The 21,223-nt window shown below is 56.7% G+C and carries 20 protein-coding genes and 2 tRNA genes; 10 read left to right on the top strand and 12 right to left on the bottom strand.

Translation table 11 applies throughout. From position 1 onward, the window contains the following. The first annotated feature begins 123 nt into the window (after positions 1-123). Positions 124-864: an ABC transporter substrate-binding protein gene (locus tag MGMAQ_RS08105; protein WP_046021139.1), complete on the top strand. Its 741-nt coding sequence runs from the start codon at positions 124-126 to the stop codon at positions 862-864. 17 nt (positions 865-881) lie between these two features. Beyond that, positions 882-2,942: a SpoIIE family protein phosphatase gene (locus tag MGMAQ_RS19495; protein WP_052716241.1), complete on the top strand. Its 2,061-nt coding sequence runs from the start codon at positions 882-884 to the stop codon at positions 2,940-2,942. A gap of 278 nt (positions 2,943-3,220) precedes the next feature. On the opposite strand, the gene MGMAQ_RS19490 is transcribed toward MGMAQ_RS19495, so the two are convergent. The 4 genes from MGMAQ_RS19490 to MGMAQ_RS08080 form a co-directional block, all read right to left on the bottom strand. Continuing rightward, entirely contained in the window at positions 3,221-4,003 is a 783-nt protein-coding gene (locus MGMAQ_RS19490) for a Crp/Fnr family transcriptional regulator (RefSeq protein ID WP_052716240.1), read from the bottom strand. A gap of 234 nt (positions 4,004-4,237) precedes the next feature. Beyond that, complete coding sequence (locus MGMAQ_RS08090) at positions 4,238-5,005, bottom strand: OmpA family protein (RefSeq protein WP_052716239.1); 768 nt, start codon at positions 5,003-5,005, stop codon at positions 4,238-4,240. A gap of 3 nt (positions 5,006-5,008) precedes the next feature. Then, complete coding sequence (locus MGMAQ_RS08085) at positions 5,009-5,809, bottom strand: motility protein A (protein ID WP_198409177.1); 801 nt, start codon at positions 5,807-5,809, stop codon at positions 5,009-5,011. 129 nt (positions 5,810-5,938) lie between these two features. Continuing rightward, positions 5,939-6,190: a hypothetical protein gene (locus MGMAQ_RS08080; RefSeq protein ID WP_046021138.1), complete on the bottom strand. Its 252-nt coding sequence runs from the start codon at positions 6,188-6,190 to the stop codon at positions 5,939-5,941. 150 nt (positions 6,191-6,340) lie between these two features. On the opposite strand from MGMAQ_RS08080, the gene ssb reads away from it, so the two are divergent. After that, positions 6,341-6,865, top strand: coding sequence for a single-stranded DNA-binding protein (ssb, locus tag MGMAQ_RS08075; RefSeq protein ID WP_046021137.1), 525 nt, complete (start codon positions 6,341-6,343; stop codon positions 6,863-6,865). Positions 6,866-6,877: 12 nt separating this feature from the next. Then, positions 6,878-7,303 (top strand): GFA family protein, encoded by a 426-nt coding sequence (locus MGMAQ_RS08070; RefSeq protein ID WP_198409176.1) that lies wholly within the window; start codon positions 6,878-6,880, stop codon positions 7,301-7,303. Here MGMAQ_RS08070 and gcvA read toward each other — a convergent pair. After that, positions 7,273-8,223, bottom strand: a complete 951-nt coding sequence (gene gcvA, locus MGMAQ_RS08065; protein WP_046021136.1) for a transcriptional regulator GcvA — start codon at positions 8,221-8,223, stop codon at positions 7,273-7,275. The two genes, MGMAQ_RS08070 and gcvA, sit on opposite strands and share 31 nt — an antisense overlap. Positions 8,224-9,150: 927 nt before the next feature. Here gcvA and MGMAQ_RS20685 point away from each other — a divergent pair. The 3 genes from MGMAQ_RS20685 (at position 9,151) to MGMAQ_RS08050 (ending at position 11,898) form a co-directional block, all read left to right on the top strand. Continuing rightward, on the top strand, positions 9,151-10,119 hold the full coding sequence (locus tag MGMAQ_RS20685; protein WP_046021135.1) for a cytochrome c3 family protein: 969 nt from the start codon (positions 9,151-9,153) through the stop codon (positions 10,117-10,119). Beyond that, positions 10,112-10,753, top strand: coding sequence for a cytochrome b/b6 domain-containing protein (locus MGMAQ_RS08055; protein ID WP_046021134.1), 642 nt, complete (start codon positions 10,112-10,114; stop codon positions 10,751-10,753). The genes MGMAQ_RS20685 and MGMAQ_RS08055 overlap by 8 nt, the downstream gene beginning before the upstream one ends. A gap of 101 nt (positions 10,754-10,854) precedes the next feature. After that, positions 10,855-11,898 carry an ethylbenzene dehydrogenase-related protein gene (locus MGMAQ_RS08050; protein WP_046021133.1) on the top strand — a complete coding sequence of 348 codons (1,044 nt, stop codon included), beginning with the start codon at positions 10,855-10,857 and terminating at the stop codon, positions 11,896-11,898. Between the two features lie 56 nt (positions 11,899-11,954). Here MGMAQ_RS08050 and MGMAQ_RS08045 read toward each other — a convergent pair whose 3' ends face one another. Beyond that, positions 11,955-12,908 (bottom strand): adenylate/guanylate cyclase domain-containing protein, encoded by a 954-nt coding sequence (locus MGMAQ_RS08045; RefSeq protein ID WP_052716237.1) that lies wholly within the window; start codon positions 12,906-12,908, stop codon positions 11,955-11,957. 233 nt (positions 12,909-13,141) lie between these two features. On the opposite strand from MGMAQ_RS08045, the gene gyrA reads away from it, so the two are divergent. Then, positions 13,142-15,856, top strand: coding sequence for a DNA gyrase subunit A (gyrA, locus tag MGMAQ_RS08040; RefSeq protein ID WP_052716573.1), 2,715 nt, complete (start codon positions 13,142-13,144; stop codon positions 15,854-15,856). Next, positions 15,853-16,365: a pantetheine-phosphate adenylyltransferase gene (gene coaD, locus MGMAQ_RS08035; protein WP_046021131.1), complete on the top strand. Its 513-nt coding sequence runs from the start codon at positions 15,853-15,855 to the stop codon at positions 16,363-16,365. The genes gyrA and coaD overlap by 4 nt, the downstream gene beginning before the upstream one ends. Positions 16,366-16,940: 575 nt before the next feature. Here the strand turns inward: coaD and MGMAQ_RS08030 are convergent. After that, on the bottom strand, positions 16,941-17,375 hold the full coding sequence (locus tag MGMAQ_RS08030) for a CBS domain-containing protein (RefSeq protein ID WP_046021130.1): 435 nt from the start codon (positions 17,373-17,375) through the stop codon (positions 16,941-16,943). A 166-nt stretch (positions 17,376-17,541) separates the two neighbouring features. Here MGMAQ_RS08030 and MGMAQ_RS08025 point away from each other — a divergent pair. After that, positions 17,542-17,617 (top strand) — tRNA-Lys (locus MGMAQ_RS08025). 191 nt (positions 17,618-17,808) lie between these two features. Here the strand turns inward: MGMAQ_RS08025 and hisH are convergent. From hisH to MGMAQ_RS08000, 5 genes are all read right to left on the bottom strand, one after another. Beyond that, entirely contained in the window at positions 17,809-18,447 is a 639-nt protein-coding gene (hisH, locus tag MGMAQ_RS08020) for an imidazole glycerol phosphate synthase subunit HisH (protein ID WP_252508717.1), read from the bottom strand. Positions 18,448-18,452: 5 nt separating this feature from the next. Continuing rightward, positions 18,453-19,223 (bottom strand): imidazole glycerol phosphate synthase subunit HisF, encoded by a 771-nt coding sequence (gene hisF / locus MGMAQ_RS08015; protein ID WP_046021128.1) that lies wholly within the window; start codon positions 19,221-19,223, stop codon positions 18,453-18,455. Further along, positions 19,223-20,515: an N-acetyl sugar amidotransferase gene (locus MGMAQ_RS08010; RefSeq protein WP_252508700.1), complete on the bottom strand. Its 1,293-nt coding sequence runs from the start codon at positions 20,513-20,515 to the stop codon at positions 19,223-19,225. The genes hisF and MGMAQ_RS08010 overlap by 1 nt, the downstream gene beginning before the upstream one ends. A gap of 274 nt (positions 20,516-20,789) precedes the next feature. Then, a tRNA-Arg gene (locus MGMAQ_RS08005) sits at positions 20,790-20,866 on the bottom strand. Between the two features lie 27 nt (positions 20,867-20,893). Continuing rightward, positions 20,894-21,190: an ETC complex I subunit gene (locus MGMAQ_RS08000; protein WP_046021127.1), complete on the bottom strand. Its 297-nt coding sequence runs from the start codon at positions 21,188-21,190 to the stop codon at positions 20,894-20,896. Positions 21,191-21,223: the final 33 nt, after the last annotated feature.

The following is a 21,223-nucleotide window of genomic DNA, read 5'->3' as shown; positions in this document are numbered from 1 at the left end:
TCTACGCCCTTTGTCTCCATTCCCGCCAGGACAACAAGCAAAAAGACGTATCCCGGCGAAAGCGGGTCGGCTAAGCTATGCCGATATTTTCCCCTTTGATCGGCAACCCGTCAGGATTGACCTATGAAACGGCCCTTTGCTCTTGTTCTCTTGGTCTTGGTTGCGGCCAGTCTTTCGGCTTCCGTATGGGCGGCGGACAAGCCGCTCAAGGTACTCATTTTCGAGCGCGCGCCCTATTACGTGCAGGAACTCGACGGCGGCTTTACCGGCAAGGTCGCGACCCCCATCGCCGAGGCCTTCGAAAAAGCCGCCCTACCGTTCAAATGGAAAATCATGGCCGCCAACCGGCATCTCAAGACCATCCAGAAGAATCGCGAGCCGGTCTGTGCCGCCGGCTGGTTCAAGAACCCCGAGCGGGAGGCCTTCGGCAAATATACCGAGGCCGTCTATCAGGATGCCCCTCAAGTGGCGCTGGTGAGGGCGGACAACGTCACCGCCCTGAAAATGAAGTCGGTGGAGGCGCTGCTGTCCAACAAAGCCCTGACCATGGGCCGCAAGCTGGGCTTTTCCTATGGTCCGTACGTGGATCCGCTGTTGAAAAAATACGATCTGGCCGCCGTGACCTCGTCCCAGGACAACGTGGGCATGATCCGCATGCTGTTGGGGCAGCGCTTCGACTATATGATTGTCTCGGCGGAAGAAGCCGAGGAACTGATCCATATGCTGGGCGTGGCGGGCAACGACATCGCCCTCTTGCAACTGGAAGACATGCCGCCGGGCGGCAAACGCTATCTGATCTGCTCCAAAGCCACGGATGACGATCACATCCGCCGTTTGAACGCAGCTCTTGCGAAAAGGCGCTGAAACCGCGGAACGGACCGATGACCTTCCGACTGAAATTTCCGCTGTTTGTCGCCTTCAGCGCCGTGATCACCGCCATCACGTTTGGGGTGATCAGCTATGTCAATCTGTCAGGATCCCTGCTCGACGAGGCGGAGGAACAACTCCAGACCCTGCGCACCATCCGCCACACGGCCCTGGTCTCCTACCTCAAGCAAACGGAGCAGACCCTGGCGGTTCTGGCGTCCAGTTCGGCGGTGAAAAACACCTTGTTCGAAACGGAGGCGGCCTGGGAGGGAATCGATCTTCCCCCGGACCGAAAAACCGAGGTCCTGCAACGCCTGTACAATGCGGTCACCCCCACCGGTGACCTAAAAACGCTCAAGACCTTGAAAATTGACGGACTGCAGAACTATGCCCGCACCCACTTCAGGCTGAACGACTGGTTCCAGTTGGTCCGCGAGCAGTTGGGATACTTCGATATCTCCCTGATGACCCTGGACGGCGATCTCATTTATTCCGCCGACAAAGGCCGGGAATTTGCCACGAACGTCATGGATGGCGCCTGGAAAGACGAGGGAATCGGCCGGGCCTTCCGCCGGGTCCTAGACGCCGTCGACGACCCGGCAGACGATCAAGACCGGGCGATCTTCATCGATTTCTCTCCCTATGGGCCCCTTGAAGGCCGCCCCGCCGCCTTCCTGGCCATGCCGGTCCTGGACAGCGGCGATCCCGTCGGCGTTATGGCCATTCAGATGCCCACCGCGCGGATCAACAAGATCCTTCAGGTAACCGACGGCATGGGGGAAACTGGCGAAACCTATCTGGTCGGTAACGATCAGCTGATGCGCAGTGATTCCCGCTTCTCGGACCCGTCAACGATTTTGAAAAGCGCGGTCAATACCCAGGCCGTTGCCCGTGCCCTCGAAGGCGAGACCGGCATCGGAATCACCATCAACTACCGTGGCTACGAGGCCCTCTCCTCTTATCAGCCGCTGGATTTCCTCGGCACCCGTTGGGCCTTGATTGCCGAAATGGACCGCAAGGAGATCGAACAATCCATCGTGGATCTGCGCCGGGACATGACGGCGATCGGTCTCGCGGTCACCCTTGCGCTGGCCTTGGGTGGCTACTTCCTGTCCTCGGTGACCATCCGCCCCTTGGCCCAAATCAGCGAGGCCTTTGCCACATTTGGCCAGACCCATCAGGCGGCGGATATTCCCCATACGGACCGCCAGGACGAAATCGGCGAGATGGCACGCACCTTCGATCAGGTCAGCCATGAGGTCGGCGCTTATATCAAGGAGCGGCAACGGGCCGAGGCGAATCTGTCCAAGGCCCATGGGATCATCAGTGGCTCCATTGACTACGCCTCGCGGATCCAGCGCTCGATTCTACCACCGGCCTCCTTTCTGGACGAAGACCTGTCGGAACATTTTGTCATTTGGGAACCACGGGATCGGGTCGGCGGTGATCTGTATTGGTACCGCCGGTTACCGGACGGCTTTTTGATCGCCCTGGCCGATTGCACCGGCCATGGCATTCCCGGTGCCTTCCTCACCATGATCGCCACGGGGGCCATGGACCGGGCCAGCCGCGAGGAACCCGATGGTGACCCGGGCCGCATGTTGTCCATCATCAACAAAAGCGTACAGAAATCGCTGCGTCAGCATCGCACGGACGGCGAATCCGATGATGGTCTGGATATGGGGATCTGCCGCATTCATCGCGGCACGAGGCGCCTCAGCTTCGCGGGGGCCAAGTTCGACCTGTTCGTGGCGTCCGCGGACACCATCGAGTCCATCAAAGGAGACCGATGCGGGATTGGTTATCGGAATATCCCTTTGGATCAGACCTTCGATACAATCGATGTGGGGTCCACCGAAGGATGCGCCTTTTACCTGAGCACCGACGGTTTGACCGATCAGATCGGCGGTGAGCGCCGCCGCATGTTTGGCAAGAAACGCTTCAAGACCTTGCTCCGATCCATTGCGGGAAACCCCATGCCGGATCAGAAGCAGGCCATTCTCGAAGCCCTGAAACACTATCAAGGGCGGGAACCTCGGCGGGATGATATCTCGATCATTGGATTCAAGGTTTAACAGGCTGCCGAAAAAGTCCGATTTCGCGAGCGTGGCGACACATGCTTCGACAAGCTCAGCATGAGGGCCTTTGAGCTTTCAACATGTTAGCCACACCCTGGCATCCTTGAGCTTACAGCCCTTGGACACCTTCTTCATAAGACAAGCCCCTGGCGTTTCATTTGACCCATTTTGATGGTCTCCGGTGAATCAAACCGCCGGGAAAGGTCCTGAAAGCGATGTGGCGCATCGGTGAGGGAGCTTGACGCCGCGGGGGATCATATGAAACGCGTAAGGCATTAGGATCCGCAGCGCTGGGCACAGATCCCTCGCGCCCGCTCGGTCAGAAGGTCCCGCAGATCATCGGATTGGTAAATCAGATCCATGAACTCCGACTCCCGTCCACTGAGAATTTCCGAACCGATCAGCTTGTGCAGGCTGCGCAGTTCCATGCCGTCGAGCACATTCAGGTCATCCACATAGCTGAGCTTGGAGCAAATGGAATTCCAAGTCCGGCAGACCGGGTCCTCGTAAATAATGTCGGCGGCGATTTCCACCCTGTCGCCGTCGCCATCGCAGAAAAAGTAGTCAATATCGCTCACCCCCCGGCCATGGGCCACATAGGCGTTGGCGAACCGCTCGGTAAACGGTACCCGGGCCAGATCTGCCTGAGCGGCCATTCGGACCCCCATGGTGCGCACATGGATGAGCAACGTGTTCATCATAAAACGGGTAAAGGGATCGGCTTTGGACAATTCACCTAAAAACAGATCTCGCGGCAAGGCAATGCATTCCGTCAATCCGATTGCCTTGGCTGTCGCCATGCGCGGTTGGCCGTCGATCAACGCCATTTCACCGAACACCTGCCCCGTGCAGATCCTATTCAGGCGAATGGCGAAAGCCTGTTGGCAGGTCTTGCGGATTTCCACCGCGCCAGACAACAAGTAATAGGCCTGAGACCCTTCCTCCCCTTCTTCAAAGATGACGTCGCCGTCGGCGAACACATACCGTTCGAGGGAGACAGCCCGGCCCTGCAATGCGGTTTCCAAGAATTTCGTAGGGTCGACATATGATTCGAGCATTTGCATACCCCTTCTATTGCCGCTTCCCCAAGCTGCCTCAGTATATGAGAATGCGTCTTATAATTAAATTAAAAATTTCGTGATTGTCGGGCGAGCATCCTATTCCGATCAATAGCGACGAGCCATCGGCCCCTGCAACCGGGTGGAACCTATTATGTCGTGGCCCAATCTCTCAATCACGTTGACGCGGCCGTTTTGAAAGCGGTTTAGGGGCGCCGTCAGGGATCGCTCTCCCTATTCCTCCGTCCCCAGGATCAGCTCGATTTCCACCCGTCGGTTGTTGGCCCGGTTGCCGGGTGTGTCATTGGCATTGAGTGGTCGGGATTCCGCAAACCCGGTGGCCGACAGGCGCCCCTGTTCCAGCCCCAATTCGAGCATTTCGTGCACCACCGACACCGCGCGGGCTGTGGATAGGTCCCAGTTGGACCGGTACTGGGCGGTGGAGATCGGCACATCATCCGTATGGCCGGAGACCTCGATGTGGCCCGGCGTGCGGGCGAGCACTTCAACGGTCTCGGCAATGGCAGGCAAGATCTCGCCCTTCAAGTCACTGCCGCCGGAGGGAAAGGCCGAGGCACTGGGGAAACGCAACAAAATCCCCTGCTCCGTCTCTTCCAATTGCACCACGTTCCGGTCGATTTCGCCCCCTAGGCTCCGCCGCAGGTCGTGCAGGGTGTCTTCCTTGCGCTGCTTCAGTTCCTCGGCCTTGCGCAGTTCCTCGTCGTCGAGGGTGGTTTCCTGAATCGTATCGCCGTCATTGAACGGCAAGATACCCGGCGCGATGGAGCGGACAATGCGCCGCCCCTGATCCGCATCGAAGGTGGCACGCACGGAATCAGCGGTGCTGGAAAACCGCTGGGGATCGAATTCGGCAAAGGTCAGCAGCAGCACGAACAGCGCGAACAGCAAGGACATCAAATCGGCAAAAGTCCACATCCAGCGCGGCGCACCCTTGCGCTTTGTCTCGACCTCTTGCTGTGGTTCCGCACGGGTGTATTCCATGCCCTACCCTTTGCGTTTGCTGTCGGTATAGGCGTTGGGAGCGCCGATCCGGCGTTGTTTTTCCGGCAGGAAGGTTTCCAGGATCTCGATCATCTCCGTTGGATTGGTGCGTTGCTGAATCTGGAACACGCATTCGATCACCAAATAGCGCAAATCCCGTTCCTCGCGGCTTTTGCTCTCCAATTTGTCGGCGATGGGCAAGGCCACCAGATTGGCGATCAAAACGCCATACAATGTGGTCAATAGGGCAATGGCCATGGCCGGGCCGATCTTGGTGGGATCATCCATGGTCGAGAGCATCTGCACCAACCCCACCAGGGTCCCGAACATACCGAAAGCCGGGGCCGCCTCGCCGATGGCCAGGAAGATCTTGGCGCCCTGCTCATGCTGAGCGATGGAATGGGCCATGTCCTGGGTCAAGATTTTACGGATATAGGGCAGATCGCGCCCGTCGGCCACCAGTTGCACGCCCTTTTTAAAAAACGGGTTGGCGATCTTGTTGTCCTCGACCGTATGCAGGCCGTCCTGACGGGCCTTTTTGACCAGGCGCAGGGATTCTTTGATATAGGCGCGTGGCTTGATTTTTTCGTTGGTGAAAGCGGCCTTGGCGCCCACCGGCAAGGCGACGAACACACCGGCCAAGGGAAACTTGACCAAGGTCGCGGCAAAAGTACCGCCGAACACGATCAGCAGGCCAGGCACGTTCACGAATATGCCAAAATTGGACCCGGTATAGATGGCCAGCCCAACCACGGCAACGCCGACCAACATACCGGTCAATGTTGCAATATCAATGCGCCCCAAACCCGCCTCTCCTTGCATGCCCAGCAATCAAGCCAAAATGGCCGACGGTCAGTAGATCAGGGTTGACCGGCGCGCGCAATGACTGGCTGAATGAAATTGCGGCGATGGTTGGATGGGAAACGTCTTCAATCAGGGCCAAAGAGCCGGGTCGTAGCGGTCCGGATCCTGATCGGCCCAGGCATCGCCGTAATACATGCCGAAGGCGGCTCCCATCACGGCGCCTCCGGCCGCGCCGTAGGTGCCGAACAACTTCTGCCCCGAATAGGCGCCCAACGCCGTTCCGGCACCAATCCCAATGATTTCCTCGGAATGCAATCGCGGAATGCCCGAGCAACCGGCCAGCAAGACCAGGATCGCCATGGCGGAAAGAACTGTTTTCATCTCAGACCTCCCGACGTCGGGGTATGAACCATTCAGAGATTCATTATACCCTATTTTGGCCTCAATATCACGCCATGGGGGTTTGCCTCCCTGGCCTGACGGTGTAGAGTGCGGCGGTTTTCAAGCCATGGGCAAAACGCGGGGGATAGTATGGCCGGTTCCGTCAATAAGGTAATTCTCGTCGGCAATCTGGGCCGCGATCCTGAGATTCGCTTCGCACAGAGCGGCAGCAAGATTGTCAATATGTCCATCGCCACCAGCGAATCATGGAAAGACAAGCAGACCGGCGAGCGCAAGGAAAAGACCGAGTGGCACCGGATCGTCATCTTCAATGAGCGCCTCGCCGATGTGGCCGAACGGTTCCTGCGCAAGGGCTCGAAAGTCTATCTGGAAGGCGCGCTGCAAACCCGCAAATGGACCGGTCAGGACGGCATCGAGAAATATACCACCGAAGTGGTTCTGGACCGCTTCCGGGGCGAACTGACCATGCTTGACGGGCGCTCCGAAGGCGGTGGCGGTGGCGACTATGGCAATCAGAACGGTGGCGGCTATGGCGGTGGCGGCCAACAAGGCGGTGGCGGCGGCCAACAAGGCGGCGGCGGTCCGGACTGGGGTCCCTCGGCGGGCAGCGGCGGCGCACCAGGCTCCGACCTGGACGACGAAATTCCGTTTTAAAGGCTATAGGGTTTGATCGCGCAACCGATCAGCGTATTCGGCAGTTGCCTCTGCGGGGCGGTGCGCTATGCCGTCACCAAGACCTTCGGAGTCTTTCAAAACTGTCATTGTTCACGCTGCCGCAAGGTCAGCGGCGCCATGTTCGCCTCAAATCTGCTGGTACCGCCCGATGGCTTCCGGTGGCTGGCCGGAGCCGATCTTGTCGGGCGCTATGAACCCGAAGAATCCAAACATTTCGCCACCGCCTTTTGCAGGGTCTGCGGTTCATCGATGCCCTGGCTGGGCAAATCCGGAAAAGCGGTGGTCGTTCCAGCGGGCACCATGGACAAGGATCCGGGCCTGCGGCCCACGCAGAATATTTTCTGCGCCTCACGCGCCGATTGGCATACCGATCCCGGCACGCTACCTCACTTCGACGAACTGCCACCCAGGCGATAGGCCTCGGCGCTTTCATGCAGCCAGGCCTTGAACAACTCGATTTTCGGATCTGAAACCGCATCCGGACGGCAGAGAACGTAATAGCCGTAGCGCCAGTCCGGCGGACAATAGCCACCAAAGGGCAAAACCAGGCGCCCTGCGGCCAGATCCTCCTCTACCAGGACCTTGCTGATCAGCGCGATTCCCTGCCCGGCCACGGCAGCGGCGATCACCAGGCTGATCAGATTGAACGTCATCCCCTCCTCGGTATTTGTCGGCGCCACCCCCGCCGCTTTCATCCATTTCGACCACCAGGGGCGTCGCTCCAGGCCCGTTTCCCGGCCATGGTGCAGCAAGGTGTGATGAACGAGATCGCCTGGTTCGTCGAGCGGTCTTTCCCCACGCAACAATGCCGGACTGCAAACCGGATAGGCAGTCTCGGCCAGAACCAGTTCCTCATGCAGACCGGCGTAGTCGCCCTGACCATAGCGAATGGCCATGTGGATATGGTCGCGGGCAAAATCCACCAATCGGTCCGAAGCGTCCAGATGCACCGTGATTTTCGGGTTTCTCTGCTGGAACTCGGCCAGTCGGGGCACCAGCCAACGGGCCCCGAAACCAGACGGCACGGCAATGGTCAAGCGCCCCTCCGCCGTGCGGCGGGACATCTTACCGAAACCCGCCGCCAAGGATTGAAATCCGTACCGGATCAGCGGCAAGGCCTGTTGAGCCTCGTCGGTCAACAGCAGCCCACGAGGCTGACGGCGAAACAGGGGCGCGCCCACCAGCAATTCAAGATTCTTAATCTGCTGACTGATCGCCGCCGGTGTTACATGCAGCTCTTCCGCCGCATTCTTGAAACTCAAATGGCGAGCGGCGGCCTCGAAGGCCCGCAAACTGTTCAAAGGCGGCAACTGATCGTCGGCCACGTCGATTTCCAAATTAGTTTTTCTAATCCATATGATCAGGAATTGTAGTTTGTGAAGCCTCAAAAATGCGAGCAAAATCGTGAAAATTGACCAATTCAGCCGGAATATGAGTGGCTAAATGAACAAATCAAACTAATTCATACATCTCTGCTAAGATCGGAGGACCCGATGACCCAAGCCATGATCTGGAAAACCGCCCGCCCCGACTATGATCAGGGTCTTGCACGTGCCCACAGGGCGCGCAAGACAGCCTTCATGCAAGCGTTCAAGTTGATCAAAGCTCGCTTGAATCTTATCAGGTCGGCGCGCGCATGCCACCTCGACCTGGTGGACCCCCGATGACCCTCTGCCCACCCCGCTCCTCCGAACAAAGCGTGCGGCGCGCCGCCTGTTGAGGTGGGCGGATGCGGTAGACCCTCATCGATTTTTGCAAGACCATTCAATAATATCCGCAATAAAATCTCACACTGTGATGATGTGTGAAAGAGGACTACCCAAATCACAAACAACCCACAAGCATCCAATAAGTATAAAATATCTGCATTCAAAACTATTTATGAATAAATACATTCTAATAATATAATTTACAACAACATAACACTCACCTATATTTTAATATATTCCGCAAGGAAACAACATAACACCATACACAAAATCACATTAAATGTAATTATTAATGTATTCGATTTATGTAATATTTAGTTTTGTATGTTATTTTATTTTGATCAATGGATTTAAATTTTTTCCTACGCATAGGGGTAGTCATTTTTTGCATAACAACCCATTTTTCCTTACATTTCATTGTAAACAATGGGAAAATAAAACCCGACTAATTTAGTATTGATTATAAAATGACAAATATCAATTGATTCAATCTATTTTTTTAGTGTACATTTATACAGTAATTTCTCGAATTATTTTGAGGAAGGGGGCCATCAGATGATGGGTGCTTCGGCGCGTCACCTTGTGGCGTGGGGGGTGGCAATTGCGCTTTTTGCAGGATTTTCCAGCGCTTTGGCGAAAGAGGCCAAGCCTCTCACCCCGGAAGAGCTGCAAAACATCCGAAGTATCCAGTCGGCGTGCCTGAAATGCCATTCGGAAACAGGGATCGCCAAGCTCGAAAAAAAAGAGTTCGAGTACGAGCAGATGCAGGGTCTCTTTGTCGATCAGACAGTCTATGAGGCATCGAGCCATGGTCTGGTCGATTGCCTGGCTTGCCATGTGACGGGATACAAAGAGTACCCTCACTTCGAACAAGGCAAATCGATTATCAATAATTGCGATGAATGCCACACCCGGGAGTTCCTCTACATTGAGGAACAATACATGGAGAGTGTTCATCACAAGCAAATGACGACGAAGATCGCGTGCGATTCCTGTCACGATCCGCATGTATTTCTCAAAGCCAGCAAATTCAAGACAGTGGGTGAAGCGGTGGCACAGGACAACGCCATGTGCGCACAGTGCCATGGCATTACCTCAAGCCTCGCCACGTTGGGGCGCGGACGCCAGGAAGACTTGGAGAAAAACCACGAATGGCTGCCCAACCTCAAGGCCCACTGGACAAAAGTCCGCTGCGTTGACTGCCACACGGCACCCTGGAAAAAACAGCTGTTGTCTCACAACATCATGGGCGCCAAAGGGGCCTTGCGGGACTGTGTCGCCTGCCACACCGTGGACTCGGCGCTGCGGTTGCGTCAGTACGCGCACCTGGTGGGGCAGGAACGGGAGAAGTTAGGATTCATCAATAGCGTCATCCTCAACGAGGCCTATGTGGTCGGCGCGACCCGCAATCGCTACCTGGACCTCGCTTTTGGCGGAATCACCCTTTTGGTTGTCGCGGGGATCGGAGTGCACACCCTGGCCCGGATCATCGCCTACCGTCGAAGGAGCCGCCGCCATGACTGATCGTACCTACATTCTGCCCTTGTGGCTGCGTTTGTGGCATTGGTCGAATGCGCTCTTGATGCTTCTGCTCATGATTTCCGGAGCGGCGCTGCACTTCACGGACTCTCCGGTTCCGATCCTGCCGTTTGAATTGGCGCGCACCGTGCACAACGTGGCCGGTATTGTGCTGGCAGTGCTCTATGCCTTGTTCCTGCTGTGGAATGCTCAGACCGGCAACTGGCGGCAGTACCTGCCGGATCTCGGAAACCTGGCCGACAACATCAACCGCCAGAACGCCTTCGTGGCCAGCGGCATCTTCAAGGGCGAACAGCCTCCCGTGCTGCCGACTCCGGAACTGAAGTACAACGCCTTGCAACAGATCACCTATCTGCTGGTGATGTACGGCGCCATGCCAATTCTGACGATCACCGGGATCGCCTTTTTCTTCCCTGAACTGGTGCCTGAAACGCTGTTCGGTTTTTACGGTTTGGTTCCCATCGCCGTCGGCCACTACGTGATTGGGTTCCTGCTTTCCATGTTCATGCTGGGGCACATTTACATGGGCACCATGGGGATCACCGCCAGTGCCGGGTTCAAAATGATGATCACCGGATGGCACGAACATCCGCCCCACCCTCTTAACAAAGATAAGTAAGACCGCCGTCCGGACGGGTTGAGCCGAACGGTCGACGAATAGCCAAAAGACCACAGAAACCACAAGAGCTTACAACAGGAAGCTTACAACAGGAGAGAGCGATGAAGTACATCACACCGATAGCCTGTGCCGCGTTAGCCATGGGCCTGATAACCGTTGCATCCGACGGACAGGCCAAGGACAAAAGCTTGACCGTCAACGCCGTCAAGGCCGCCGCCGCTCCGACTTTGGACGGTATGGCAAACGATGCGGTTTGGGCCGCCGCCCCCAAAACCGATCTCAAGTTCGTCAAGGGTGGGAACTTTGGTGGCAAGGGCGAAACCACCGGAACCATCCAAGCCGCCTATGCCGGCGACATGGTTTACTTCTTGATGCAGTACAAGGATGCGACCTTGAACTACCAACGCGCTCCGTACCAAAAACAGGCGGACGGAAGTTGGAAAAAGCTCAAAGACCCCAATGACAAAGGCGGCGACAACAACGTCTACTACGAAGATAAGGCGGCCTTTATCTGGGATATTGATGAGTCCATCTTCGGTTTTGCAAAACGGGGCTGTCAGATGAACTGCCACTCCGGTGAACCGGGCAAGCCTTATGGCAACAAGTACACCGAAGATGAATCGGAAATGGGTGACATCTGGCATGTGAAATCAGTGCGCAGCGGACCATTGGGCTATGTGGACGACCAGTATCTCGACCATATGCGCTATGACCCGAAAACAGCCAAGGGTGCCGGTCGGCACAGCGACCCCAAAACAAGCGGTGGCTACAAAAACATCGGCTTGAAGAACGGCATGCCTGAATTCATGGATAAATCCGGGAAGCCCGCCAATAAGGGTGGCACTTACTGGCTGAAAGCCGAAAACGCCGTGCCATTCGACGACAGCAAGTTTATGACCGGAGACGAAGTCGCCTCCATCAAGATCCAAAAGCCAGTCGGAGATCGTGGTGACATCATGCTGGGTCTCAACTGGAAAGATGGCGTATGGACCGTTGAAGTCGCCCGCAAGATGGTGACGGGCAGCAAGCACGACGTCCAGTTCGACGATCTATCCAAGACCTATGGCTTCGGCGTTGCCGCGTTTGACAATGCCCAGGTCCGTCACGCTTTCGAAGAAAAGCCCCTGATGCTCAAGTTCAAATAATAGCGGAAGCTGAACGCGGGGACCGAAATGGGGTCCCCGCAAACGGCCCCGAAAGCTTAGGAACTAACTTGATCGGGTTGGCATCTGGGAGAACCAGCCAACCCGATCGCTTTGGAAGCCAGGGTCGGCTCGGATTTGCCCTTCAGCGCCACCTCCAGTTCGCCTGCGCTGTGCAGCCGCCCGTTCAATAGTCGTTTGAAGTCTTCCGACACCAATATGGGGTGTCCGGCCTCTTTGGTGGCGCTTTCCAGGCGGCTGGCCACGTTGACCGGGTCACCGATGGCGGTGCGGCTCACCTGACCCGGATGGCCCATATCCCCATAGACCACCGTGCCCGCATGAATGCCCACCCCCATGGCCAGGGGCTCGCCCCGATAGCCGTTGTCGACTAGGTAGCCGTTGAAGGACTCCAAGGCTTCCAGCATGGCCAGACCAGCCCGCAAACCGTTTTCGGCGGCCTGTTCACAAGCTTCTCCCTCGACTCCGAACAGAGCCATGAGGCCGTCCCCCATGTATTTGTCGATCACCCCGTGATGGTTCAATACCGCATCGCCCATAACCCGGAAATAGCGGTTGAGGATATGCACCGTGTCATAGGGTAGCAACGGCTCGGCAAAAGAGGTAAAGCCACGCAGGTCGGAAAACAGGATCACCAGGTTCATCTCTCGCACCCCGGCCTCGTCGATGGCCAACAGGTTTTCCGCATCCAGGGTGTCGCGGATCAGGCGCTGGACAGAGACGCGCCCCTTCCCTTTCACCCGTGGGCGACACTGACAGGCCAATCGAATCTCCGGCGGAAAGGCAAGGGACTTGGCCAGTTTTCGTTCGGCGGCCGTGGGTGGTGCGAGGAGGTCCGCGCCTTCCAAGACCCGCACCCGGCAAGTGGAACAACGGGCTTCTCCGCCACAGGCATGCTGATGCGGAATGCCTGCCGCCAGGGAAAGTCGCAGCAGGGTATCGCCCTCCGATTCCAGCAAGGGAATCGCCTGACCGTCTATGTATAAATCCATTCCCGCTCCTCTCAACCCGATGGGCGCAAATTGCCCCCGAAAACCCATGGTCATGAAACCGACATGCTGTTGTTCCACGACGGGAAACCTGCTATTGTCCGGAATGGAACACAAGGGGTTGAAAGATACCCCATAGATACCTTTTTCTTCAATAACTTAAGCGACATTCGTTGACTGATCAAACACCCCCTGCCGAACCCTTCGACATCGCCCCGGTGACCATCGAAGAGGAGATGCGGCGTTCCTATCTCGATTACGCCATGAGCGTGATCGTATCCCGTGCCCTACCCGACGTGCGTGACGGTCTGAAACCGGTACACCGGCGCATTCTCTACGCCATGAAAGAGAACGGCTACGAGTACAATAAACCGTTCCGCAAGTCAGCGCGCATCGTCGGCGATGTCATGGGTAAATACCACCCGCATGGGGATCAGGCGATCTATGACGCCATGGTCCGCATGGCGCAGGATTTCTCCTTGCGCCTGCCGTTGATCGACGGACAAGGCAATTTCGGGTCCATGGATGGCGACCGCGCCGCGGCCATGCGTTACACCGAAGCCCGCATGGCCAAGGCGGCCCACGCGCTGTTGGAAGACATCGATAAGGACACGGTGGATTTCGTCCCCAACTATGACGAAACCACCGGCGAACCCTCGGTCCTGCCCGCCCAATATCCCAATTTGCTGGTCAATGGCGCGGGCGGCATCGCCGTCGGCATGGCAACCAATATCCCGCCCCATAACCTGGGCGAAGTCATTGATGCCTGTTGCGCCGTTATCGACGATCCCGACATCACCATCGATGATATCATTCGCGACCATATGCACGGCCCGGATTTCCCCACCGGAGGCCTGATTCTCGGTCAAGGCGGCATCCGCTCGGCGTTCCATACGGGGCGCGGCTCGGTGATCATGCGTGGCCGCACCCGCATCGAGGAAATCCGCAAGGACCGCGAAGCCATCATCATCAGCGAAGTGCCTTATCAGGTGAACAAGGCACGGATGATCGAGATCATCGCCGAATGCGTGCGCGACAAAAAGATCGAAGGCATCGCCGACCTGCGCGATGAATCCGACCGCGACGGCGTGCGGGTGGTGGTGGAGATCAAGCGCGATCATCAAGCCGACGTGGTGCTCAATCAGCTCTATAAATTCTCGCCCCTGCAAACCAGCTTCGGCGTCAACATGCTGGCGCTCAACGGTGGCAAGCCTGAACTGTTGAACGTTCGCCAGGTGCTGGACGCCTTCATCGCCTTCCGCGAGGAAGTCATTCGGCGGCGGACCATTTACGAACTCAACAAGGCCCGGGAAAAAGCCCACGTCTTGGCCGGTCTAGCCGTCGCCGTGGCTAATATCGACGAAATCATCGCCCTGATCCGCAAGGCGCCGGACCCCGGCACGGCGCGGCAGCAATTGATGGATCGTGCCTGGCCCGCCCTGGACGTGGCGCCGCTGATCGAGCTGATCGACGAACCCGGCCACCGGGTGGTGGATGGCACCTACAAGCTGTCGGAAACCCAGGCCAAGGCCATTTTGGATCTGCGCCTGCATCGGTTGACCGGTTTGGAGCGCGACAAGATCGGCGACGATCTGCAAAAGATCGGCGATCAGATCAAGGAATACCTGACCATCCTCGCTTCTCGCGAGAAGCTCTATGAGCTGCTGCGAGACGAACTGGTGGCCATGAAGGAACAGTTCAACACGCCCCGCCGAACCACCTTGGAAGAAGGCGAACTGGACCAGGATATCGAAGACCTGATCCAACGCGAGGACATGGTGGTGACGGTCAGCAACACCGGCTACATCAAGCGCGTGCCCCTGTCGACCTACCGGGCGCAAAAGCGCGGCGGCAAAGGCCGGTCGGGCATGAGTACCCGCGAAGAGGATTTCGTCAGCCAAGTCTACGTGGCCAACACCCATACCCCGGTGCTGTTCTTCTCATCCGAGGGCATGGTCTACAAGATGAAGGTCTATAAGCTGCCCCAGGGCACCCCTCAGTCGCGCGGCAAGGCCTTGGTCAACCTACTGCCCCTGAATGCCGGCGAGACCATCACCACCACCATGACCCTGCCCGAGGACGAGGAAACCTGGAGCGATCTGTTCGTCATGTTCGCCACCCAGTCAGGCAACGTGCGCCGTAACCGGCTATCGGACTTCACCAACGTCATGGCCAACGGCAAGATCGCCATGAAGCTGGGCATCGGCGACCATCTCGTCCGGGTACGCACCTGTACCGAACAAGACGATGTATTGTTGACCACCGCCAAGGGTAAATGCATCCGATTCCCCGTCACCGACGTGCGGGTCTTTGCCGGGCGCGATTCCACCGGCGTTCGCGGCATCCGGTTGGTCCCAGGAGACAAAGTTATCGGCATGTCGGCGCTGGTCCACAGGGACATGGACATGGAAACCCGGGATACCTATCTCTCGGCGGTTTCGGCGCGACGGCGTTTGGCCTCCTCGGATTACGCCGACCGGCCCGAGGACAAGGCCCGCGACGAAGAAAATGCCACCCGCCTGGACGAAACGACCATCGAACGTCTGAGCTCGGAAGAGGAATTCGTGCTGACCATCACCGTTGACGGCTTCGGCAAGCGCTCTTCCGCCTATGAGTACCGCACGGCTGGGCGTGGTGGCCAGGGAATCGGCGCCATCGACCTGAGCCGTCGGGACCGGCCGGAAACCACCGTAGCCGCGTCCTTCCCGGTCCTGAGCGATGACCAACTGGTAATGGTGACCGATGGCGGCCAGTTGATCCGGGTTCCGGTGCGCGACATCAGCTTTACCGGTCGCACCACCCGCGGCGTCACCCTGTTCCGGGTCGCCCAGGACGAACATATTGTTTCAGTCTCCCGCCTCCGGGACGAAGGGGACGACCTGGACGAAGATGACACGGAATTCGATGGCGATCCCATCGAACCAAGCAATGAGGAAGGCGGCCCTGCATGAGCGGTCTCGTCGGTCTGTATCCCGGTACGTTCGATCCTGTGACCAACGGCCACATGGATATCATCACCCGCGCCGGGCGGGCTCTGGACAGGCTGATCATTGCCGTGGCCGTGAATGCTGGCAAGGGACCGCTTTTTACGCTGGAAGAACGGGTGGCGCTGCTTGAGCAAGACCTGGAAGACTGCCGGGATTGCATCGGCGCCCAGGTGGAGGTGCGCCCCTTCGATACCCTGTTGATGGACTTTGCCGTTCAATGCGAGGCCAAGGTGATTATCCGGGGTCTGCGCGCGGTTTCGGATTTCGAGTATGAGTTCCAGATGGCCGGGATGAATGCCCGGCTCAATCCCGAGGTGGAGACCTTGTTCTTGATGGCTTCAGAAAGCAATCAGTTCATTTCGTCGCGATTCGTCAAGGAAATCGGACGCTTGGGCGGGGATATTTCCCACTTCGTCTCGCCCCGGGTCACCGAATCCTTGAACCAACGATTCGGCTTCACCCCCAAGGCTTAATCCGTAAACCCAACACAACGATCCATTCCGCGCCCGTCATTTTGCGTCGGCGTATGAGTCCGCTCGCAGGAAAACTGATTAACAGGTTGCTGAAAAGTGTTGTCCTACGGCCCGCCTCGCCCTTCGTCCCTCGACAAGCTCAGGATGAGGAAGCTCAGGGTGAGGCTAAGAGGCGGATTTAAAAGTATCCTTTAGATATCAAGGCAGTAGATTTTTGATCTGGCCAGGAAAGGCCGACGACACGGGGCGGCGCCCCGTTAGGAGGTCTTGACGCCGCAAGAGCGGAAATATACGCCCTCGAGATCAAAGGAATACTTTTGAATCCGACTCTAACATGTTGAAATTCAAAGGCCCTCATGCTGAGCTTGTCGAAGCATGTGTCGCCACAGGCTCGAAACCGAACTTTTTCAGCAGCCTATTAGAGCCTTTAGTTTCCCAGGCTTGGCGACGCCCGTCGGGCAAAGTAGGCCGGGTGCCCTCGCGGTTCGCCCAATTTTGTTTCTCGCGTTGGGTCGAAGCCGGGCATAGAAAAAGCGGCGGTAAACCCGCCGCTTGATCCAAAGGTCTCTGTCCGATTACGGACGGGCGATGGCGATATCCTGCAACACGGCCTTTTCCAGTTCGGATTGTTCCAAACGCACCTTGACCACGTCACCCTGGCTGACCACACCAACCAGATTCCCGTCGGCGAGAACCGGCAAATGGCGAATGCGGCGACCGGTCATGCTTTCCATGATGGCCTTACAGGAATCTCCGGGCTTACAAGTCACCAGGTTCGTGCTCATATAGCCGCTGACCCGAGCAGAATGGGCGTGGGCGCCGTCCTGGGACAGGGCGCGGACAATATCGCGCTCGGAAATAATGCCGACCAGATCGCCGGAGTCATCGCGCACGGGAACCGCACCGATGCGGTTGGAAGCCAAAAGCGTGGCGACGGTTTCCAAAGTATCTTCTTCCCGCACCGTGATCACAGCTTTGGTTTTGCTGCTCAGAATATCGCCGACGTTCATACTGTCTCCCCTTCCCGTGACTGCCATTCTCAGATGTTCATAAAAGCCATGCATGATATGGCAATTCATACCGGAATTACCAGCAGCGTTTTGTTGCATAGAAATCGTACGGATTCATATTGCTATCCGAGCCGCGCTTCGCTAGGTTTCCGCCTCCTCATATTGGGGGCGCGTAGCTCAGTTGGTAGAGCATCTGACTTTTAATCAGACGGCCACAGGTTCGAATCCTGTCGCGCTCACCATTTAAATCAACGGCTTAGAGATCAACTGTTGCTGATTTCTAAGCCGTTTTTTTATGCGGGCAAGCATGGGACAGCCCAATTATGTATTAAGCAGAAGGAGGATCCGCCGGAGTTTCGGTAGATCCAAACGCAATCAAAGGGGTGCGCCTTTGTGCAGGGTTCTATTAAACATGAACCGCGCTTGGCTGATCTTATCTTTTCAAGCCACCACATTCCGTCATGAAATTAGCGAGAATCGTTAGCCCTTGCTCCCCGCTTTTCTCGGGATGAAACTGGGTGCCGATAAGATTGTCGCTTTGCACCGCAGCAACGATTTCCCGGCCATCATAGGCGGTGGTGGCCAATATTTCGGACGCCTTTGCCGGACGGGCAGCGAAGGAATGCACAAAGTAAACATAAGGCTTCGGAGGAAGGTCCCTCAGGATGGACCCGCTCCATGGCGCGCCGCGCAATCTATTCCAACCCACATGGGGTATTTTATGGGGCAAACCATTGATTCCCGTGGCGTGGATCGGGTCAACCCGGCCGGCAATCAGGCCCAATCCCGGCATTTCTTCGAACTCACTGGATGAGTCGAACAACAACTGCATGCCAAGGCAGATGCCGAGGAGCGGTCTTCCTGACTGGGCGAACTCGACAATGGCGGCGGCCATCCCCTGACGATGAAGGGCTCTCATGGAATCACCAAAGGCGCCGACGCCGGGAACCACGAGGCGCTTTGCCGCGAGAATGTCCGCGGGCTGATCCGCACAGGACACATCCACGTCAAGGTGCTGAAAAGCCCTCATTATGCTTAGTATATTGCTCGCGCCGTAGTCAGCGATGGTCACCTCGGTCAACTAAAAGCTCTCCTAACAGGCAATCCGGCATCCAGAGCACCAGAGCGAACGTCGCCCAAAGACATCTCCCCGTAGTGAAGAACATGGGCCATGGCGACGGCATTCGGTTTGGCTTTTTCCGCGACCTCGACGAGATGCGCTAAGGCCCCCATTCCGCCGGAAGCGATAACGGGCACTGGTACCGCCTCGGAAACCTGTCGGGTGAGGTCAATATCAAAGCCGCGACGCATCCCTTCATGGTCAATTCCCGTTGCGAGAATTTCACCGGCGCCTAACTCGCAGCCCCGTATCGCCCAGGCCACGGCATCAAGCCCGGTATGTTCGCGGCCCCCGTCCCTGTAGGCCTCCCATTTGCCTTTCCCATCGGCTTTGGCATCGATTTGCAGGACCATGCATTGAGACCCAAATGTCTGCGCGACTTCGGTAATGAACTGCGGGCGGCGGGTCGCTTCGGAATTGATCGCAACCTTGTCTGCGCCAGCGCGCAGAATTTCCCGAACATCATCGATCGTCCGCAAGCCGCCACCCACCGTGATCGGGACGAAGACACGCTCTGCCGTATGCCGAACGATCTCCACCAGCGTCTCCCGGTCATAGAGGCTCGCCACGGCGTCCATGTAGAGGATTTCATCGATCCCTTGCTCATAGTAGCGACCGGCAAAAGCCTTTGGGTCGCCGACTTTGCGCACCCCCTCCAACTGAACGGGCTTGATCAGATTGGGGCCTTTCACATCGAGGCGGGCAATGAGACGCAGCGCCAGCGACATCAGGCCAGATGCCCATAGACGGTTTTACGCAGTTTCCATTGGCCGTCCGCATGGGCCCAGATATGCGGGGATCTGAAACTGTCGGCAAGAAGGTCGAAATATTGGCGATCGATGACCGGCTGCTCAAACATCTTGTGGGCACGCGGAAACTGTTTCTCAGGGATGGAGAGATAGCGAAAGATCTCATCGGCGAAGCGCTCGGGAAACTCACCATCGTATTTGCGAACCAGTGCCATAGCCTCGTCGCGCGAAATGTCCCCGGACCGGCACTCCTGGGCGGCGTCGTACGTGGCACGACCGATGCCGAATTTGATGTATGTCGTATAGTAGTGGAAGTCATCGATACGGTCGTCGATCGAATTGTATTTCGAATAGGTCCCCGGTGTCCTCTCCGGGCTGGGAACGAAATCACCATGTTCCACAGCGTAGTAATAGGCTGATTGAGGGTGCCACTTCACATAGTAGCCCAGATAATGAACTTCCGTTTTTGTCTTGCGGATCGCTTCCGGGTCACTCGGCTTGTAGGGTTCAAGTTCACAAGCTTGAATACCGTAGTCCTCGATAAGCTGCCGGACGGGCACCCCCCCGAGAACGACCTCGGATTGACGATCAGAAGTAAAGTAGGACAGATCCCGTTGGCTGAAGCTATTGTCGGATCTTGGATTTCCGTATTCCGCCTCATTTTCACCAAAGAAAACCAGTGGGATATCCATCAACACTGACATTTTGGGTGCCAAGACCTTCTGCCCGATAACGAAAGGCTGAAAGGGATGGAACAAGTTCTCCAATGCCAGGCGGGTCAGCAATCGATGAGTCCGCCCGTCAGGGGTCATCTTGAAATTATCAAATCCAGCGTGAATCCAGGCCTGAAAGTTCTGAAAACCCCAATCGGTATAGAGGTGCGGCGCCCAGGTAACCGTCAATGGGTGCATGCCGTATTTGTATTTAAGCAGATGTGCCGCATAGAAACTGTCCTTGCCTCCCGAACCAGGTACAAGGCAGTCATATCGCCCATCTGTTCTACGATAGCGATTACAAAGATCAACAAGCTCCCGCTCTCTCGATTCCCAGTCAGTTTTCTCCTTTTTCGCCACCGTATGGCAAGCATCGCAGACCATCTGGTCATCAAAGGCGACCGTAGACTTTCGTTTTTTACGTGTATGCTCAAATTCGATTTCCGACGTCGGCTTCTGATTGGAAATCACGCATGAATTACAAAAGTTTATATTGCCGGGCAGGCCGTACTTGATTTCCAGATCTCCGCTGTCCATCGCGAAAGCCGATAGATCCACGCGGGAAGGTATTGGGATCAATTCTAGGGAATCCTATGCTGGAGATCGTCAACGGAAGTGCAGGGTATCAGCATACATTGAGAAAGAAAATATGCCGTTACGCAAAGATCAAGCGTGAACAATGCTTGATCATGGCGGACTTTCGTCCGTACTTTTCACCCAAGCGAGCCCGGCTCATGCCGATCAACCGGCTTCAGAATTAAAACCCGCGGCACCGCCTGAATTGAACACAGCAATCCGCCTCTAAACTCAATTGTTACAATGGGTAAAGTAATGGCGACCCCGAGAGGATTCGAACCTCTGACCTGCGGATTAGAAGTCCGCTGCTCTATCCAGCTGAGCTACGGGGCCACTTTGATTGCCGTGAATACGGGAGGGTCAACGAACCCGGTTATAGGCGAACTTGTCCGCATAATTCTTGACAATCACCTTGCGCGGCTGCGGCGTGATGCAACGGTAGCCAAGCCCATTACGCTCGGCATAGGCAATGGCCGCATCCTGGCTGTCAAACTTGAGTTTGACCTGCGTTTGGGTATCGTTGGAGCCGATCCATCCGACCATTCGATCTGCGGAACGGGGTACCTCGGCCTCATGCTCCAACACCCATTGACGAGAGTTCGCCCGACCGGACTGCATGGCATTCTTGGCGGGCTGGTAAATCACGACATCTGTCATGGCGCTGTTCCTGGTCTCAATCCGGTTGGTGTT

The organism is Magnetospira sp. QH-2 (assembly GCF_000968135.1).
In the GTDB taxonomy this organism is placed as follows: domain Bacteria; phylum Pseudomonadota; class Alphaproteobacteria; order Rhodospirillales; family Magnetospiraceae; genus Magnetospira.
The sequence above is the reverse complement of the archived record's forward strand: the minus strand, read 5'-3'. Positions and strand labels throughout refer to the sequence as shown.